General features: G+C 55.3%; 18 protein-coding genes and 1 other RNA gene. 5 read left to right on the top strand and 14 right to left on the bottom strand.

Going from position 1 to position 18,146, the window contains the following annotated elements; all coding sequences use genetic code 11:
- Positions 1-14 precede the first annotated feature (14 nt).
- Positions 15-410 (bottom strand): YraN family protein, encoded by a 396-nt coding sequence (locus tag E0E17_RS04690; RefSeq protein WP_130831983.1) that lies wholly within the window; start codon positions 408-410, stop codon positions 15-17.
- The gene (locus E0E17_RS04685) at positions 368-2,392 is read right to left on the bottom strand and encodes a penicillin-binding protein activator (RefSeq protein ID WP_130831981.1); all 2,025 of its coding nucleotides are present in this window, start codon (positions 2,390-2,392) and stop codon (positions 368-370) included. The genes E0E17_RS04690 and E0E17_RS04685 overlap by 43 nt, the downstream gene beginning before the upstream one ends.
- A gap of 62 nt (positions 2,393-2,454) precedes the next feature.
- Between E0E17_RS04685 and rsmI the strand changes: the two genes are divergently transcribed.
- Both rsmI and rnpB read left to right on the top strand, forming a co-directional pair.
- Positions 2,455-3,318 carry a 16S rRNA (cytidine(1402)-2'-O)-methyltransferase gene (rsmI, locus tag E0E17_RS04680; RefSeq protein WP_130831979.1) on the top strand — a complete coding sequence of 288 codons (864 nt, stop codon included), beginning with the start codon at positions 2,455-2,457 and terminating at the stop codon, positions 3,316-3,318.
- A 33-nt stretch (positions 3,319-3,351) separates the two neighbouring features.
- Positions 3,352-3,730, top strand: an RNA gene (rnpB, locus tag E0E17_RS04675) — RNase P RNA component class A.
- A 425-nt stretch (positions 3,731-4,155) separates the two neighbouring features.
- Here the strand turns inward: rnpB and E0E17_RS04670 are convergent.
- The 9 genes from E0E17_RS04670 to exuR all read right to left on the bottom strand — a co-directional run bounded on the left by E0E17_RS04670 (position 4,156) and on the right by exuR (position 9,590).
- A complete protein-coding gene (locus tag E0E17_RS04670; RefSeq protein ID WP_130831977.1) occupies positions 4,156-5,142 on the bottom strand; it encodes a glutathione S-transferase family protein in 987 nt (328 codons plus the stop codon).
- Between the two features lie 92 nt (positions 5,143-5,234).
- Complete coding sequence (locus E0E17_RS04665) at positions 5,235-5,648, bottom strand: DoxX family protein (RefSeq protein WP_130835467.1); 414 nt, start codon at positions 5,646-5,648, stop codon at positions 5,235-5,237.
- Positions 5,649-5,856: 208 nt separating this feature from the next.
- On the bottom strand, positions 5,857-6,144 hold the full coding sequence (locus E0E17_RS04660; protein WP_130831975.1) for a YqjK-like family protein: 288 nt from the start codon (positions 6,142-6,144) through the stop codon (positions 5,857-5,859).
- Positions 6,141-6,539 carry a phage holin family protein gene (locus E0E17_RS04655; protein WP_207302042.1) on the bottom strand — a complete coding sequence of 133 codons (399 nt, stop codon included), beginning with the start codon at positions 6,537-6,539 and terminating at the stop codon, positions 6,141-6,143. The genes E0E17_RS04660 and E0E17_RS04655 overlap by 4 nt, the downstream gene beginning before the upstream one ends.
- Before the next feature lie 2 nt (positions 6,540-6,541).
- The gene (locus tag E0E17_RS04650) at positions 6,542-6,847 is read right to left on the bottom strand and encodes an ElaB/YgaM/YqjD family protein (RefSeq protein WP_130831971.1); all 306 of its coding nucleotides are present in this window, start codon (positions 6,845-6,847) and stop codon (positions 6,542-6,544) included.
- A 36-nt stretch (positions 6,848-6,883) separates the two neighbouring features.
- Positions 6,884-7,258 carry a DUF1090 domain-containing protein gene (locus E0E17_RS04645; protein ID WP_130831969.1) on the bottom strand — a complete coding sequence of 125 codons (375 nt, stop codon included), beginning with the start codon at positions 7,256-7,258 and terminating at the stop codon, positions 6,884-6,886.
- Positions 7,259-7,435: 177 nt separating this feature from the next.
- Positions 7,436-7,816, bottom strand: coding sequence for an EnvZ/OmpR regulon moderator MzrA (mzrA, locus tag E0E17_RS04640; protein ID WP_130831967.1), 381 nt, complete (start codon positions 7,814-7,816; stop codon positions 7,436-7,438).
- Positions 7,816-8,490, bottom strand: coding sequence for a DedA family protein (locus E0E17_RS04635; protein ID WP_130831965.1), 675 nt, complete (start codon positions 8,488-8,490; stop codon positions 7,816-7,818). The genes mzrA and E0E17_RS04635 overlap by 1 nt, the downstream gene beginning before the upstream one ends.
- A 326-nt stretch (positions 8,491-8,816) precedes the next feature.
- On the bottom strand, positions 8,817-9,590 hold the full coding sequence (gene exuR / locus E0E17_RS04630) for a transcriptional regulator ExuR (RefSeq protein ID WP_130831963.1): 774 nt from the start codon (positions 9,588-9,590) through the stop codon (positions 8,817-8,819).
- 370 nt (positions 9,591-9,960) lie between these two features.
- On the opposite strand from exuR, the gene uxaC reads away from it, so the two are divergent.
- The 3 genes from uxaC to E0E17_RS04615 are packed head-to-tail and all read left to right on the top strand — an operon-like array spanning position 9,961 to position 14,322.
- Positions 9,961-11,382 (top strand): glucuronate isomerase, encoded by a 1,422-nt coding sequence (gene uxaC / locus E0E17_RS04625; RefSeq protein ID WP_130831961.1) that lies wholly within the window; start codon positions 9,961-9,963, stop codon positions 11,380-11,382.
- Positions 11,379-12,827 carry a tagaturonate reductase gene (locus tag E0E17_RS04620; RefSeq protein ID WP_130831959.1) on the top strand — a complete coding sequence of 483 codons (1,449 nt, stop codon included), beginning with the start codon at positions 11,379-11,381 and terminating at the stop codon, positions 12,825-12,827. The genes uxaC and E0E17_RS04620 overlap by 4 nt, the downstream gene beginning before the upstream one ends.
- 4 nt (positions 12,828-12,831) lie before the next feature.
- Entirely contained in the window at positions 12,832-14,322 is a 1,491-nt protein-coding gene (locus E0E17_RS04615; RefSeq protein ID WP_130831957.1) for a UxaA family hydrolase, read from the top strand.
- Between the two features lie 32 nt (positions 14,323-14,354).
- Here the strand turns inward: E0E17_RS04615 and sstT are convergent, their stop codons facing one another.
- The 3 genes from sstT to E0E17_RS04600 all read right to left on the bottom strand — a co-directional run bounded on the left by sstT (position 14,355) and on the right by E0E17_RS04600 (position 18,044).
- Positions 14,355-15,587, bottom strand: coding sequence for a serine/threonine transporter SstT (gene sstT, locus E0E17_RS04610; RefSeq protein ID WP_130831955.1), 1,233 nt, complete (start codon positions 15,585-15,587; stop codon positions 14,355-14,357).
- Positions 15,588-15,820: 233 nt separating this feature from the next.
- Positions 15,821-16,792 carry a TerC family protein gene (locus E0E17_RS04605; protein ID WP_130831953.1) on the bottom strand — a complete coding sequence of 324 codons (972 nt, stop codon included), beginning with the start codon at positions 16,790-16,792 and terminating at the stop codon, positions 15,821-15,823.
- A 253-nt stretch (positions 16,793-17,045) separates the two neighbouring features.
- Positions 17,046-18,044, bottom strand: a complete 999-nt coding sequence (locus tag E0E17_RS04600; protein ID WP_130831951.1) for a Gfo/Idh/MocA family protein — start codon at positions 18,042-18,044, stop codon at positions 17,046-17,048.
- Positions 18,045-18,146 lie beyond the last annotated feature (102 nt).

Genomic DNA, 18,146 nt, shown 5'->3' with positions numbered 1-18,146 from the left:
ACTACCACCTGGTTTTAAACGTCAGCATTAAAGGCATCGGGTAACCACTCCAGTTGGGCACCGGTGATGGCGATGATGTCAAAACGGCAATTCACCGTATCGAAACTTGTTCCACGCGCCGCCAGCCAGAGCGCAGCGGTGCGCAGTAACTTTTGTTGCTTCTGGCGCGTGATGCTGGCGAGCGCGCCGCCAAAGCGCGCATCGCGGCGGTAACGCACCTCCACAAAAACCCAGCAATCGGCGTCGCGCATGATAAGGTCAATCTCACCACCCCGAAAGCGCACGTTACTGGCTACCCATCTCAGGCCCGCCCGCTCCAGATAACCACGGGCCCGCCGTTCCTGTTCAGCACCGATGCGACGGGCGATCAGGGAACCTGAACGATCTGTCCCTGACGATACTGGTTCCATGTCAACTTCCTGTTGATCACGCAGTCCTGACTGGCGCTCAGCTTGCCGGTATTGCCATCAATCGCAAAGCCCGGCATCTGGCGCATCTGGTTGAAATTGTTGGCCAGGATCCAGGCGTCCATCCCCATGGCATAGAGACGCACCAGCGAATAGTCATTGTTAAACGACCGTGCCGCCTGCTGCATCAGCGCCGGATTAGCGCCAGACAGCAGAGGGATATCGCTGAACTGCAGGCCTTCCATCTCCAGACGGAAATCAGGGCCCGCGCCCGCCTTGAAGCTACGCGAGCTGGCATACAGCGCAATGTTACTACGGCTGCCGGTGCGCATAGCGATCATCGGTTTAATCAACTGCAGTTCATCCTGCGTGGATACGATATACACCGCATCCACAGCGCCACCGCTGGTGGCCTCCGCCGGCGCGCGCTCCTGCGGCGCCGGAATACTCAGGCCCGCAATGCTAATGCTTTGCGCCGCTGGCGGCGCTACTGACAGCGGCGTGCCGCTCAGTGCAATGCCGGCACCGCTGTTGATACCCTGTTTCAGCTCCGCTTCCGAGCCAAACTGCTGCTGCAGCACATCCGCGCCGCCCAGGGTCTGCCACTCACGGGCAAAGGCTTTGCTGACGCGGTCTCCCAGCGCACTGCGCGGCACCAGCAGCAGCGGCTGCCGTTTGCCCTGCTCCCAGATATGGTGCGCGGCATCACGCGCTTCGTCTTCAGGAGAAAGCGCAAAATAACAAAGATTCGGATGGTTCTGGATCTGTTCCGGCTCGTTGAGCGCCAGCACGTTCAGCGTTGTCTGGCTGTTCGCGACCTGCTCCACGCTGCTTTTTAACAGCGGGCCAACCACCAGAGTAGCGCCATCCTGCTGTGCCTGTTGCATAACCTGCTGAATTGACTGCGCGCTGGTGTCGTAGACTTTGACCTGCGCTGTGTTGTCAGCCGGGGCGGCGGAGGCGCTATCTGCCATTGCCGGTTGCGTGGCGGGCTGGTCAGGCGGCGTAATGGCTGCAGCGGCCGGACTCACTACCGTATTGGCTTCTCCCGGGATGGCCGCGGGCTGATCCGCCGCAGGCTCGCCCGTTTCTGCCGGCGCGGCAGAAGGCGGCGGCGCGCTCAGCACGCCATTTTTCGCATCGTTGAAGCCCTGCTGAATGGCGTTGGAAAACACCTGCGCCTGACCGTTAAGGGGCAGCAACAGGGCAATAGTACTGGTGGACGCCTGGGTAAAGTTCTGCATCTGGCTGAGTGGTGTCGGCAGAGTTTTCGCGGCGGGATTCTGCGGATAGCGCGTCTGCCATTCTTTGATGGCGCTTTTCAGCATCTCAGCATCGTGGCTGCTGGCGCGCCAGACATTTAACAGGTCAAGCCAGCCCTGCAGCGTATTCTCATCCGCGTTGATCACCAGATTGTTCGCCTGCTCCTGCGGCATCTGCAGCAGCGTCTGCCAGGTGGCATCAATATTTTGCTGATGCTCATCGCCCTGCAGCAGGGGTTCCTGCGCGATATAGGCACGCAACAGCGGCAGCGAGGGCTGTCCCTGCAGCGCAGCAATCTGCAGGGCGTAGTAACGCGCCTGTTGATCTTTCGACAGAGCGCTGGCGTCAAGCTGACTCAGCAGTTGCTGAGCGCCGTTGCGATCCTGATTACTGAGACGTAGCTGGGCGTCCAGCAACTGGCGCTCCTGCTGCTGCGTGGCGGAGAGTTTTTGTGGCAGCAGACTTAGCTGCTGGCTGGCCTGAGGATACTTTCCTTCTTTCATCAGGGCGCGGATAGCAAGTAATTGCCAGTCGGTCTTGCTATCATCGCTGCTTTGCTGCACCTGCTGCAGATAGTAATCGGACGAGCCGGTAGCTGGCCCCTGAATGTTCACCGTTGAAGTTTGTGGTTCCTGACTGGTACAGGCGGCTAAAATCAGCCCGGCGAGAAGAACAGGTACAAAACGTCCTGCTTTATGACGAACAATTTTTGAAGGAAGCATACTGTATCCAGTGATGTTTTTTTCAAGATGCTCAATATTAAATCGGCAATGCGGATGAAACAATGAAACAACTCGATCGGGCAGAGATTTCTGCCAGCACGCTCTATATCGTACCCACGCCGATCGGTAACCTGGGGGATATTACCCAGCGGGCCCTGACGGTGCTCTCGAGCGTCGATCTGGTGGCTGCGGAAGATACACGTCATACCGGACTGTTGCTACAACATTTCGCCATCAATGCGCGACTCTTCGCACTTCACGATCACAATGAGCAGCAAAAGGCAGAGCAACTGTTAACCCGATTACAGGAAGGGCAGAGCGTTGCGCTGGTCTCCGATGCTGGCACGCCGCTCATTAACGATCCGGGTTACCATCTGGTACGCCGCTGCCGGGAAGCGGGCGTGCGTGTGGTGCCGTTGCCAGGTGCCTGCGCCGCCATTGCTGCCTTAAGCGCCGCTGGCTTGCCTTCCGATCGCTTTTGTTACGAGGGGTTTCTTCCTGCCAAAAGCAAAGCGCGTTGCGATACGCTGCGTGCCCTCGCCAGCGAGCCGCGGACGCTGATTTTTTATGAATCCACTCATCGTCTGCTCGATAGCCTGCAGGATATGGTGAGCGAGCTGGGCAGCGAGCGCTATGTGGTGCTGGCGCGTGAAATCACCAAAACCTGGGAGTCGATTCAGGGCGCGCCTGTGGCTGAACTGCTGGCGTGGGTAAAGGAAGATGAAAACCGGCGCAAAGGGGAGATGGTGCTGATTGTCGAGGGGCATAAGGCAGACGAAGAAGCGTTGCCCCCCGAGGCGCTGCGTACGCTGGCACTGCTGCAGAAAGAGCTGCCGTTAAAAAAAGCGGCAGCCCTGACCGCGGAAATCCACGGCGTGAAGAAAAATGCTCTCTATCGTTTTGCTCTTGATCAGCAAGAAGAGTGACAAAAGACGCTGAATGCCCTATCATCCTGCGCCGAAGCTGACCAGACAGTCGCCGCTTTGTCGTCGTCCTCTTTCGGGGGGAGACGGGCAGAGGGGAGGAAAGTCCGGGCTCCATAGGGCAGGGTGCCAGGTAACGCCTGGGGGGCGCAAGCCTACGACCAGTGCAACAGAGAGCAAACCGCCGATGGCCCAGCAATGGGATCAGGTAAGGGTGAAAGGGTGCGGTAAGAGCGCACCGCGCGGCTGGTAACAGTTCGTGGCACGGTAAACTCCACCCGGAGCAAGGCCAAATAGGGGTTCACAAGGTACGGCCCGTACTGAACCCGGGTAGGCTGCTTGAGCCAGTGAGCGATTGCTGGCCTAGATGAATGACTGTCCACGACAGAACCCGGCTTAACGGTCAGCTTCAACTCATTCAACGCCCTGTACAGTAAAATCTGTACGGGGCGTTTTGCTTTGCTCAGCGGCTGGAATGAAAAACAAGATGAATGACTGTCCACGACGCTGTCTATGGAAAGAACGCGGCTTAACGGTCAGCTTCAACTCATTCAACGCCCTGTACAGTAAAATCTGTACGGGGCGTTTTGCTTTGCTCAGCGGCTGGAATGAAAAGCAAGATGAATGACTGTCCACGACGCTGTCTATGGAAAGAACGCGGCTTAACGGTCAGCTTCAACTCATTCAACGCCCTGTACAGTAAAATCTGTACGGGGCGTTTTGCTTTGCTCAGCGGCTGAAACGAAAAACAAGATGAATGACTGTCCACGACGCTGTCTATGGAAAGAACGCGGCTTAACGGTCAGCTTCAACGTAATTCAGCGCAAAGCTGACGCCGTTTCAACGAAAACGCTCATCACGGCCATGAGGCTCATCCCAGTCAAAGGCGGGTCCGGTGGAGATCACGCCATGCGGGTTAATGGTCTTATGACTGCAATAATAGTGGTGGCGGATGTGCGCCAGATTCACGGTGTCGGCGATGCCTGGCATCTGATAAATATCCCGCAGGAACCCGTTCAGGTTCAGATAGTTGCTGATACGATGGCGGTCGCATTTAAAATGAGTGACATAGACCGGATCAAAACGCACCAGCGTGGTCCAGAGACGTAAGTCCGCTTCCGTCAGTTGAGCACCAGTCAGATAACGGTGCTGACCCAGAATCTGCTCCAGACGTGACAGAGAGCGGAACAGGGCGGTGACCGCTTCATCGTAAGCCGCCTGCGACGTGGCAAATCCCGCTTTATATACGCCGTTATTCACCGTGTCGTAAATCCAGCTGTTCAGCTCATCGATATTTTCACGCAGCGCCAGCGGATAATAATCCCCCGCTTTTGCGCCCAGCGCGTCGAAAGCGCTGTTAAACATGCGCATAATGTCCGCTGACTCATTACTGACGATGGTATTCTGCTTTTTATCCCACAGCACCGGAACAGTAACGCGCCCGCTGTAGTGCTCATCGGCATGCAGATAAAGCTGATACAGAAATTCATTCTGATAAAGGCTGTCACCGGTTGCGGCGGGGAAGCTGTCGTCAAAGGTCCAGCCATTTTCCAGCATCAGCGGATGCACCACCGATACCGGGATTATCTCCTCCAGACCTTTCAACTGACGCATCAGCAGCGTGCGGTGCGCCCAGGGACATGCCAGCGAAACATAAAGATGATAGCGATCGCGCTCTGCGGCAAAACCGGCTTGTCCGCTGGGGCCCGCACTGCCATCAGGGGTAATCCAGTTACGCCAGGCTGATTCCGAGCGTTTAAAGCGGCCACCCGTGGATGTGGTGTCATACCAGGTGTCATGCCAGACACCGTCAATTAATTGTCCCATGGGGCCTCCAGAAAATGAGGCGAGGAAATCCTCGCCCTGATGAGTATATCGCTGATTGTGCTGCACGCTGGGTGGCACATCGCACCCTGCGCTTAACGTGCTACGCTGGCCGCCAGGAATTTCTTACGCAGCAGACGATCGATACTCCAGGCTCCCGGTCCCACCAGGCCCAGCACCAGAAAGCCGCCGGCAATAGAGAGGTTCTTCATAAACATCAATTCGTTGGCACCCTCAGCAAAGTTGCTGTGGAACAGAAAAGCGGTCAGCACGGTAAAAGCTGCCGTAAACAGAGCGGTAAAGCGGGTCAGAAAACCGAACAGAATAGCCAGACCGCCGCCAAGCTCAAGCAGGATCACCAGCGGCAGTAAAAAGCCCGGTACGCCCATCGCTTCCATATATTGCTGCACACCACTGTAACCGCTGATCTTGCCCCAGCCGGCGCTGATAAACAGCAACGGCATTAAAAGACGTGCCAGCAGCAACCCTGTATCTTCGAATTTTTTCATCATGATCTCCAACCTTTACCTCTGTATGGCGCTCGCGCCCGCTGTCGCTGTTTCCCGTCAAATGGCGTGTTAGCCGTTCAATGGGTCGATAACTGGCGATGATAGTCGCGACAGGAAAAGGTTGTAAGTAAGATTAACTGTCGAAGTTTTTCAGAAAATTTGAAAATAAAAAGCCGGGTCAAATAAACCGGCTTCTCATCAGCGGAAATCAATGTCTGGAGGGGAGGGAGGCCTTCACCAGCCGCCAGGTACTCCAGAGGCCAAGACCCCTTTTCGCCCAACGCAGCAGAAAGTTAGGGTTGCGTACCGACCAGATAGCAAGGGCGCTGCTGCCAATGGCAAAATAACGGCGCATGCTCACCAGGGTCAACCAGCCACGATCGTACTGCGCCGTGCCCAGTAACCAGTCGCGTTTAGCTGCGCTCATATCCAGACGCTGCTGCTGTACCTGATTCAGCAGCTCATGTTTCCGCGCTTCACGCTCCAGTCGGGTCATGAATGATGATCCTCCATCAGCTGACGATCGGTCGCCAGCTCTTTGCGCGTATGGTGTAACAGCGTGGACTGGCGCGATTTTTTCAATGTCCAGAGCCCGAATATAAGCGCCAGAATAAACAGCACCACGGTAGTGATACCAATCGCCATCAGGCGATATTGCGCATCCACAGCCCAGATAATCAGAACCATCAGGCTCATCAGGCCAAACGCGGTAAAAAGCATAGTCAGGCCAATCATAATCAGCATCTGAATCAGATTGGCTTTTTCCTCTTCCAGTTCAACTACGGCCAGACGCACGCGTGTCTCAACCATTTTGACCAGCGTAGTTAATACACGCTGACCAATGTTTATGACCCCTTTGCCCGGGCCCTGGCTTTGCTGAGTATCGGCCATAATTAACGTCGCGAAATCAGAATACCGAGAACGACACCGATAGCTGCACCGATGCCCACGCCATGCCAGGGATTTTCACGGACATAATCTTCCGCTTTTGCCGCCGCTTCGCGGGTGCTCTGCGCCAGCCGTTCGCCCGATTCACCCAGATGTTCGCGCGAGCTTTCCAGCGCTTCACGGGCCTTATGACGAATTTTATCCAGTTCGCTTTTCGATTTGGCTGTAGAGCTGCTGAGCACCTCTTCCAGCGTATCTGACAGATTTTTTAGCTCAGCACGCAAATGTTCTGATGATGTGTCTTTTGACATGAAATACTCCTTTTGCATCAGTAAGTTGAATCTGAATTACCAGGGGGGCGCCTGCAGCTGCTGCAGCGCCTGACGAGCTTCTTCCAGCTTCCGTTCACGTTTTGCGATCTTGTCCTGGTCAGCGCCTTCCTGCCGCGCTTCCTGTAGTTCCTGCTCACGCTCAGCGATCTCCTGCTGTCGGTTCTTAATTTTTTCCTGATGCGCGGCTTTGAGTTTCTCATCGGTACAGTCTGCGCGCGCTTCCGTTAATGCCCGTTCCAGTCCGGTGACGCGTCGCGAATTATCATGCTGACGCGCCAGCTCAATTTCACGTTGTATCTCATGCTCTTTTTGCTGGCACAGAGACTCTGCAGCCAGCGACGAACCCGGGAAAGAAACCAGAAGATAACTCAGTAACAGGTAATGCTTCATCAGGCGTCTACCTTTCCTTAGTGGCTGGTTATCGCAATCCGGCAGAGAGCAACTCCAGCCTGATTTGCCTTATCGCCATAATTAAAGCATAGACAGCGCTGGTAAAAAGACCAAAGAAGACGCGGGGATAGAAGAAATTATCGCGTCGTTCAGATCCAGCTAAACGACGCGAAAAGGCTAACTGAAGGATTGATGAGAAGGATCGGTACTGTGCTGCCAGTCCTGACGCCCGGCCGAATCCATTTGCGCGACCACATACCCCTCCGTCAGCAAACGGCGCAATACTTTTTGCGCTGCCAGGCTTTGTTCTTCGGAGTCGAAATGGATCACCAGCGTATTACCGGCTGGCGTGATGCTCTTGATACGGATACCTTGTGCCGTCAGCTGCTGATAAAGGTAAAAACCATCAGGCAGCGGCGTACTTCCGTGAGCGACACGGATTTGTACCGCTGTATCGTGCCTCAACCAACTGGGGGTGAGAACGAGGGTCAGCAACAGCAGCACTCCCCCCAGTAGCCAGGTCAGCAGCCGTTTGGGTAGCCATTGAGGTAATTTCATCACTCCGCTTTCCCGCTCTGATTCGCCTGGCGTTTACGCCACAGTACCAGCAGCGATCCTGCCAGCCCGAACACCAGTAACACCAGCGGCAGCAACATCAGACAAAACATCAGTTCATCTTCGTAGCGCCGGAAGATCGGCGTTTTGCCCAACGCAAAGCCGAGAACGGTCAGGATCACAACCCAGAGAAAGGCGCTGACCCAGTTGAAAATCTGAAAACGGGTACTGCTCAAACCGGAAAGACCGGCGATAGTGGGCAGCAGCGTGCGCACAAAGGCAATGAAACGGCCAATCAACAGGGCGGAGAGTCCGTGACGATGAAACAGGCTGTGCGCGCGCTGATGATACTGCGCGGGCAGATGAGACAGCCATTTCTGTACCGTAGGTGTATTGCCAAGCCAGCGTCCCTGAATATAACTGACCCAACAGCCCAGACTGGCGCCAGTGGTAAGGATGAAAATAGTGAGAGGAAAATTCATGGTGCCTTTGGCAATCAGCACGCCGACCAGAATCAGCAAACTGTCGCCCGGCAGAAAGGCGGCGGGAAGTAATCCGTTCTCCAGGAACAGAATCATAAACAACACACCATAAATTGCCCAGACCAGCGTCGGATCGGCCAGGGTTTCATAATCCTGTTGCCACAGGGCGTGCAGCAATGCTTGCAAAATATCCATCAATGGTTCCTGAACATCATTGTTAACCATGCCCACTCGGTGGACTGAAGCACAGACCGGTATTTCATTATCAATTTTAGGAGTATGGTCTGAGCAGGATTTTCCGCATCCTTCTGGAATAGATCATCAAACTATCGCCTGTTTAAAACCCGTTCGTAAAGGGTAAAAAAAGGGCCATAACTGTAACAAAAATCATAGAAAGGAGACAGGAGAATGTATCAGCCATTCGGAGTTTTACCCTGTTGTGCATATTGTCCAAAGGAGTTTTACACAGGCTGACATAATTCCAGTTTAACTGACTTTTTTTACTTCATGTTTTGCCATGTTTAACGCGGCAAAATGGCTCTCTCAGGCAGAATAACCGGGTTTTCCGCAAACATGTAACGGTCCACGTTAAATTCAAAATCATCAGCCGTGGCGTTGAATAGCATTTGTCGGGTATTTTCCAGATGTTGCCACATCGCCAGCTTGCTGGCCGCCGGATCTTTACGGATCAGCGCCTGAAGTATTTTATCGTGATCATCGCACCAGCTCAGAATGTTACGCTGATCGATATGCTCGTGCAGTTTTAACCAGTATGGGTTATGCAGACGGTGCCGCCACATATTTTCCACGATGGCGGCCAGCGCGCTGTTTTGCGTCGACTGTGCAATGCGGACATGAAAATGCATATCCCATTCGGAGTCACGGGAATGATCTTCCTGTCGCGCTTTCTCCTGAATTGTCATCAGCGCCATAATATCCTGGCGCGTCACCTGCGTGGCAGCAAATTCTGCAACGTTACTCTCAATTAGCTGACGCGCCTGCAGCAGTTCAAACGGACCGAAGCTGGCAAAGGTTAATTCACTGGAAACCAGCACGCGATTTTGCTGCTGGCTGGCAATCACATGGATGCCCGATCCTTTGCGCACCTCTACGTAACCTTCCACTTCCAGCATAATGATGGCTTCACGTACCACGGTACGGCTCACCTGCATCTCTTCTGCAATCAGGCGTTCAGCAGGAAGTTTATCGCCAACCGGGTAGCGACCCGCTTCAATACGCTGCTTCAGCTCAGCAGCCAGCTGTTGGTAGAGACGACGGGATTCAATGACTTCCATAAGCGCAATCCAGAAACAAAACAGTAAAGTTGTTATACCACCTTGTACGCAGACAGGGAACGGCCTGCGCCTGTCATGACCAGGTGGTGCCCGGAGGCTGCGTGGTGCAGCGGCGCACGCAGCCTGGAATAAAGCTGTTATACATCTTTGCAAGTTGAGAACCATCACAAACCCGACATACAGGATATGAAAGAATAAAAAGCGTCGTAATAACAACTACTTATTGATATATCACGCTGATGTTTATTTTTGTCATGCTGAGGGGGACTCATTTCTGTGATTTTTGTCACGTATAAATTTATCGCTGTGATGAATTGGTATGATAACTTCAGGCGATAACTTCAGGGCTCCCGATCACGAGGAAGCAGCTATGTCGCTTTTTATGACCGAAGATTTTTTGCTGGATAGTGAGTTTGCCCGCCGTTTGTATCATGACTATGCACAAGCACAGCCTATTTTCGATTATCACTGTCATCTGCCGCCGCAACAGATCGCGGATAACTACCGTTTTCAAAACCTGTATGACATCTGGCTGAAGGGTGATCACTACAAGTGGCGCGCCATGCGCGCCAATGGCGTCGCAGAAGCCTTTTGTACCGGCGAGGCCAGCGATCGTGAGAAGTTTGCTGCCTGGGCGCGCACTGTGCCGCACACCATCGGCAACCCGCTTTATCACTGGACGCATCTGGAGCTGCGCCGCCCGTTCGGCATCACCGACATCCTGCTGTCAGAAAAAACGGCAGAGACGATCTGGCAGCGTTGCAATGAACTGCTGGCGCAGGAGGCGTTCAGCGCACGCGGTATCATGCAGCAGATGAATGTCAGAATGGCAGGCACCACGGATGACCCCACCGACGATCTGCAGCATCATCGTAAGCTGGCCGAAGATCATAGTTTTAACATCAAAGTCTTACCCAGCTGGCGACCGGATAAAGCCTTTAATATCGAGGCGGAAACCTTCCTGCCGTGGTTGCAGCAGCTGGAACGCGTCGCGGATGTCAGCGTGCAGCGCTTTGCCGATCTGCAACAGGCGCTGACGAAACGTCTCGACTATTTTGCGGCCCATGGCTGTAAAGTCTCCGACCATGCGCTGGATGTGGTGTGCTATGCCGGGGCGGATGAAACCACGCTGGATACTATTCTGGCGCGCCGTTTGCAGGGCCAACTGCCCACTGAGCAGGAGATTGCGCAGTTTAAGAGCGCGGTACTGGTCTGGCTCGGCAGTGAATATGCCCGCCGCGGCTGGGTGCAGCAATATCATATTGGCGCACTGCGCAATAACAACCGTCTTCAGTATCAGCGGCTGGGCCCGGATGTGGGCTTCGACTCCATTAACGATCGTCCGCTGGCGGAGCCGCTGGCACGTCTGCTGGATGCGCAGAATCAGAACAATGCGCTGCCGAAAACTATTCTCTACTGCCTGAATCCGCGCGACAACGAAGTGCTGGCGACCATGGCTGGTAACTTTCAGGGCGAGGGCGAACCCGGCAAAATGCAGTTTGGTTCCGCCTGGTGGTTTAACGACCAGCTCGACGGTATGCAGCGTCAGATGACGCAGCTGGCGCAAATCGGCCTGCTCAGCCGCTTTGTCGGCATGCTCACCGACAGTCGCAGTTTCCTCTCCTATACCCGTCACGAATATTTCCGTCGTCTGCTGTGCCAGATGATTGGGCAATGGGTTGCCCGCGGCGAAGCGCCCGCGGATGAGGCGCTGCTGGGGCAGATGGTAGAAAACATCTGTTTCAACAATGCCCGCGACTACTTTGGCATTGAGCTGGGGAATCCGACATGAAACGACTCAACCGGCAAGATTTTCCAGGGGCACGCTATACCGATCGCATTATCCAGTTTGGCGAAGGAAACTTTCTGCGCGCCTTTATCGACTGGCAGATTGACTGGCTGAACGAACATCAGGGCACCGATGCCGGCGTGGTGGTGGTGCGGCCGCGCAATCGTGTTGTCGACAACAGCCTGAATCAGCAGGATGGCCTCTATACCGCGCTGATTCGCGGGCTGGATGAGCAGGGCGCGCCGGTAAGCCAGCCGCGCCTGATCCGCAGCGTGAATCGCGAAATCCAGCCTTATCAACAGCCCGACGCGTTTCTGGCGCTGGCGCAGAACGCCGATATCCGTTTTGTGTTTTCCAATACCACGGAAGCGGGCATCGCTTTCGCAGCGGACGATCGGCTGGAGGCGGTGCCAGCCAGCGCCTTTCCCGGCAAGCTGACGCAGCTGCTGTGGGCACGCTTCCGCCATTTCAGGGGCGCCAGCGACAAAGGCTGGTTAATCGTGCCCTGCGAGCTTATCGATAACAATGGCGACACGCTGCGGGAGCTGGTGCTGCGTTATGCTCAGCTATGGCAGCTGCCTGAAAATTTCAGCGCCTGGGTTAAAGCGCACTGCCACTTCTACAACACGCTGGTGGATCGCATTGTCACCGGCTATCCGCGTGAAAGTGCAGAGCTTGAGGCGCAGCTGGGCTACCGCGATGATTTTCTGGTGGCGGGCGAGGTGTACTACCAGTTTGTTCTCCAGGGCCCGCCGGCGCTGATGCAGACGCTGCAGTTGCAGGCTCTGGCACCGCAGGTACGGCGAGTGGATAACATTAAGCCCTGGAAGGAACAGAAGGTCGCCATCCTTAACGGAGCGCACAGCGCTATGGTGCCGGTCGCCTTTCTGGCAGGGCTGGAGAGCGTGGGTGAGGCGATGCAGGATGCGCAAATCGCACAATTTATCGATCGCCTGCTGCGCGATGAGATTATCCCCACCCTTGATCTACCGCCTGAAGAGCTGCATCGCTTTGCAGATGCGGTAGAGCGTCGCTTCCGCAATCCCTATATCCACCATGCGCTGCTGTCCATTGCGCTTAACGGTATGACTAAATTCCGCACCCGTCTGTTGCCACAGCTGCTGAAAGCGCAGCAGCAACAGGGCGCATGGCCGCTACGTATTACCTTTGCGCTGGCCGCGCTGCTGGTTTTCTGTCGCGCTGAATGGCACGGCAAACACTGGCCGCTGCAGGATGAGGCGCACTGGCTGCAGCAGTTCAGCGAACTGTGGGCAGCGGTTGACGACCGACGCCAGACCCCGGAGCAACTGGTACGCGCCGTGCTGAGCCATGCGCCACACTGGGGCGAAGATTTAACCGCACGACCGGGGCTGGTTGCTGCGGTCACTCACCATCTGCAAAACATCATCGCTCACGGTATGCGTGCAGCGCTGAGTCAACTGAGATAACGCTATGCAAGACGCGATTAAAATTCATTCCCACGATAATGTCGCCGTGGCGTTACGCGATCTGGCGGCGGGCGAGACCGTTACCTTGCCAGAAGCGCACCTGGTTCTGCGTCAGGCGGTTGAACGTGGCCACAAATTTGCGCTGCGTTCCCTCGCACCCGGAGAGCAGGTGGTGAAATATGGGCTGCCCATCGCGCACGCTACCCGGGCGATAGCATCAGGCGAGGTGATCCATGCGCAGAATGCCCGTACTAACCTGAGCGATCTGGATGAGTATGACTATCAGCCGGACTTTACTCCGTTGCCGCCGCAGGCTGGCGATCGCGACGTCATGCTTTATCGTCGCGCCAGTGGCGAGGTGGGGATTCGCAATGAACTCTGGATCCTGCCTACCGTCGGCTGTGTAAACGGCATCGCGCGCCAGATCCTGCAACGCTTTCTGAAGGAAACCGACAATGCGGCAGATATCGACGGGGCTTACCTGTTCAGCCACCCTTTTGGCTGTTCGCAGCTCGGTCAGGATCACGAAAATACCCGTACCATGCTGCAAAATATGGTGCGTCATCCCAACGCGGGCGCGGTGCTGGTGATTGGCCTCGGCTGTGAAAACAATCAGGTGGATGTGTTTCGTGAAACCCTGGGCGCGTATGAAAGCGACCGCGTGCAGTTTATGATCTGCCAGCAGCAGGATGATGAAGTGGAGGCGGGACTGGAGCGGCTGCATGCGCTCTATGAGGTGATGCGTCACGACACACGTCAGCCGGGTAAGCTGAGTGAAGTCAGGTTTGGTCTGGAATGTGGGGGGTCAGACGGCTTGTCGGGCATTACGGCGAATCCGCTGCTGGGCCGTTTTTCTGACCAGATGATCGCCAATGGCGGCACCACGGTATTGACGGAAGTGCCGGAGATGTTTGGCGCAGAGCGTATCCTGATGAGTCGCTGCCGTGATGAAGCGACCTTTGAAAAAACCGTGGTGATGATTAATGACTTCAAACGCTACTTTATCGATCATCAGCAACCCATCTACGAAAACCCGTCGCCGGGAAACAAGGCGGGAGGCATTACTACCCTGGAGGAGAAATCGCTGGGCTGTACGCAAAAGGCGGGGCAGAGTCAGGTGGTGGATGTGCTGAAATATGGCGAACGCCTGAAGACGCCTGGGCTGAACCTGCTCAGCGCGCCGGGAAATGATGCTGTCGCCACCAGCGCCCTGGCGGGTGCGGGATGTCATATGGTGCTGTTCAGCACCGGACGCGGCACCCCTTATGGCGGTTTTGTGCCCACGGTAAAAATTGCCACTAACTCTCCGCTGGTGGCGAAGAAACCTCACTGGATCGATTTTGATGCCGGGAAGTTGATTGATGGCACCAGCATGGATGCATTGCTGGTCAGCTTCGTGGATACCATTGTGGAGATTGTGAATGGCAAGCCTGCGTGCAATGAGGTGAATGATTTTCGCGAGCTGGCGATTTTCAAAAGCGGGGTTACGCTGTAAACAAGCAGGGCGGCCCGTGGCCGCCCCGATTTTTACACCCGGCTGGTGACGCGTTGCTCTGCCGCCTGGCAGGCAGCAGCGGTGAACAGCACATCGGTCGAGGAGTTAAGGGCCGTCTCGGCGGAATCCTGCAGAACGCCGATAATGAAGCCTACTGCTACCACCTGCATGGCGATTTCGTTGGGGATGCCGAACATATTACAGGCCAGCGGAATCAGCAGCAGTGAGCCACCCGCTACGCCGGAAGCGCCACAGGCACAAAGCGCGGCAACCACGCTCAGCAGTAAGGCGGTCGGCAGGTCGACTGAAATATTCAGCGTATGCACCGCAGCCAACGTCAGTACGGTTACGGTGATAGCGGCACCGGCCATGTTAATGGTGGCACCCAGAGGGATAGACACGGAATAGGTGTCTTCATCCAGTCCCAGTTTCTGCGACAATTCCATGTTGACCGGAATATTGGCAGCAGAACTGCGGGTAAAGAAGGCGGTTACGCCACTTTCGCGCAGGCAGGTAAACACCAGCGGATAGGGATTGCGACGAATTTTCCAGAACACCAGCAGCGGGTTAATCACCAGCGCGACCAGCAGCATACAGCCAATCAGAACGGCCAGCAGATGCGCATACTGCCAGAGGGTGTCGAAGCCGGTGGAAGCCAGCGTCGATGCCACCAGACCAAAGATACCGACAGGCGCAAAGCGAATCACCACGCGCACCATAAAGGTCACTGCATCAGCGGCATCATTCAGTAAGGCTTTTGTTGATGCACTGCTGTGGCGCAGCGCGAAGCCCAGACCCACGGCCCACACCAGAATGCCAATGTAGTTGGCGTTCATCAGCGCATCAATCGGGTTAGATACCATGCTCATCAGCAGGCCGCGCAGTACTTCCAGGATGCCGGAAGGCGGAACGATTTGATCGGTACCGGTCACCAGCGCCAGGCTGGATGGCATGAGGAAGCTGACCACTACGGCAGTTAATGCCGCGCTGAAGGTGCCAACCAGATAAAGCACCAGGATAGGACGAATATTGGTTTTTTGCCCCTGCTTGTGGCTGGCTACCGACGACATCACCAGCATCAGGACCAGTAACGGCGCTACGGCTTTCAGGGCGCTGACGAACAGCGAACCGAGAATACCCACTGCGTTGGCATAATCCTGTGAAATCCAGGCCAGCACGATGCCCGCCACTAACCCCACCAGTATCTGTTTTACCAGACTACCGTGCGTAAATTGCCGCACTAATGAAGATTCCGTAGTTTTCATTTTGACCGTTCTCTTTTCTCGTTGCGCTGCGCCAGCGACGGATACCGTTGGAGGCTGATTGTGTTTGCCTGGCGAGTATAAGGAAAAGATCTGATGAGAAAAGCGTTAATTCTGGCCTTGTAGGCGGGATCACTATTTAACTCTGCTGGATTTAACCGATTTCACAGTTTTATGAAACAGAAATCAGCCGAGCGATAAAATAATCAGGGGGCAATATGCCCCCCTGTAGTGAATTATTGTGACATCTTCCTCTGGTCATTCCGACGGTTGACCCAGGCGTTAATCAGCAAGGTAATGCCCAGTATCGAGCCGACCACCGTCAGCGACAGCGACACCGGAATGTGCCAGAACTCGACAATCAGCATCTTCACGCCGATAAACATCAGCACAATCGCCAGGCCATATTTCAACAGCGCGAAGCGCTCAGCCACGTTGGCCAGCAGGAAGTACATGGCGCGCAGGCCCAGGATGGCGAACAGGTTGGAGGTCAGCACGATAAAAGGATCGGTGGTGACAGCGAAAATAGCCGGAATGCTGTCCACGGCAAAAATCACATCGCTCAGTTCCACCATGATCAGCACCAGCATCAGCGGCGTGGCAAACAGCAGACCGTTTTTGCGCGTGAAAAACTTTTCCCCTTCCAGCGTATCGGTCATGCGCAGGTGCTTACGCAGCCAGCGCACTACCGGCTTATCGCCGATCGCACTTGCATCTTCTTCTTTACTGAACGCCATCTTCAGACCAGTAAACAGCAGGAAGGCACCGAAAATATAGAGGATCCAGCTGAACTGGGTCACCAGCCAGCTACCGGCAAAGATCATGATGGTACGCAACACGATCGCCCCCAGTACCCCGTAAATCAGCACGCGACGCTGCAGGGCGGCAGGGATGGAAAAGTAGCTGAACAGCATCAGCCAGACAAAGACGTTATCGACCGCCAGCGCTTTTTCCAGCACGTAACCGGTCAGGAAAGCCAGGGTTTGGCTGGTTGCCACTTCCCGCCCGGCACTGCCCTCGAGATACCACCAGAAGGCGGCGCTGAACAGTAAAGAGAGGGTGATCCAGATAAGCGACCAGACGGCGGCCTGTTTGAACGACATAGTGTGTGCGCCGCGTCGTCCCTGTAAGAAGAGATCAATCGCCAGCATAATAAGCACCACGGCGGCAAAGCTGCCCCAGAGTAAAGGCGTGCCAACGGTTTGCATAATCGTATCCTGTCTGAAATAAAAAACGGCTGAAGTCAGAAGACGCCAGCCGCTTATATTTCAAGTAAGCAAACCTCGCCTTCCGGCAAGGTCTCACTTACAACGCAGAATATGATTCCGGGTTGCCTGACGACCGGATGCATAACGCAACGTAATGACGATCGTGCAGCTTACAAGTTACTCCCCTTTGCTGAAGCTAAAGTATCGGGAAGAACAACATTAATCAATGCTGCATAGTAATATTTAGAAATATTTACACAAATCCAGTCGCAGGCGGATTGTCCGCCGGGAAAACCACCCCGGTCTGATGCCGGATTTCAGTCAGCAGCGCGGCGGTGGTTAACGAGACGGCCAGCCCCGGATGAGCAACCTCATTATTTTTTACCAGCCGCACGAAGGTGTCCGCCTCATAACGCATGGTATTGGTGTGCTGGGGCTGGCTGAGCAGTTGGCTGTCACCGCCGCGTGGGGTGAACGTCAGCTGCTGGCACTCGGCCAGTCTGGTGATCAGCAGCGAACCGGCTTCCCCCTGAATTTCACTGGGGATCAGCGAATCGCTCACTTTGGAGTGCAGCAGCGTGACGTCAAAATTGCCGTAATCCAGCACCACGACGCCGTGCGCGTCCACGCCGCTCGCCAGCAGCGTAGCCTGCGCTTTCACGCCTGCCGGCTCGCCCCACAGCGTCACGGCGGCGGCGAGGCAATAGTAGCCGATATCCATGATCGAACCGTTAGACCAGCGCGGGTTAAAGGTATTGGGGTTTTCCCCGTCGAGATAACGCTGATAGCGTGAGGAGTACTGACAGTAGCTGAACAGCGCTTTACGTAAGGTACCCACGCGCGGCAGCGCGTGCTGCAAACGCTGGAAGTTGGGCAGACTGGCGGTTTTATAGGCTTCAAACAGAATGCGATCATGCGCGTGCGCGCAGGCAATCATCTTTTCTGCCTCGTGCAGGTTTGAGGCCAGCGGTTTCTCACAAATCACATGTTTGCCGTGAGAAAGAAACAGCAGCGCCTGTTCACAATGCAGCGCATTGGGGCTGGCGAGGTAAACGGCATCAATCTGGTCTGACTCCGCCAGCGCCTGGAGCGAGGTGAACAGGGCATCACAGGGGTAATCGGCGGCAAACTGTTGTGCCTGTTGCAGGCTGCGGGAGTAGATGGCGCTGAGCTGCATATTGCCATTCTCATGCGCGGCATCGATAAACTGCCGGGTAATCCAGTTGGTGCCGACAATAGCGAAACGAATCACGGGGCTCTCCTGCGGGATGCTAAAACGGCAGAGTAGCATGAGGGAGGCGCGGCGCAATGCGCAACGCACATTGTTCGTTGATCCTGCGATCGCCATTCCAAT

The sequence above is a fragment of the [Erwinia] mediterraneensis genome (assembly GCF_900604315.1).
Lineage (GTDB): Bacteria > Pseudomonadota > Gammaproteobacteria > Enterobacterales > Enterobacteriaceae > Pantoea > Pantoea mediterraneensis_A.
The sequence above is the reverse complement of the archived record's forward strand: the minus strand, read 5'-3'. Positions and strand labels throughout refer to the sequence as shown.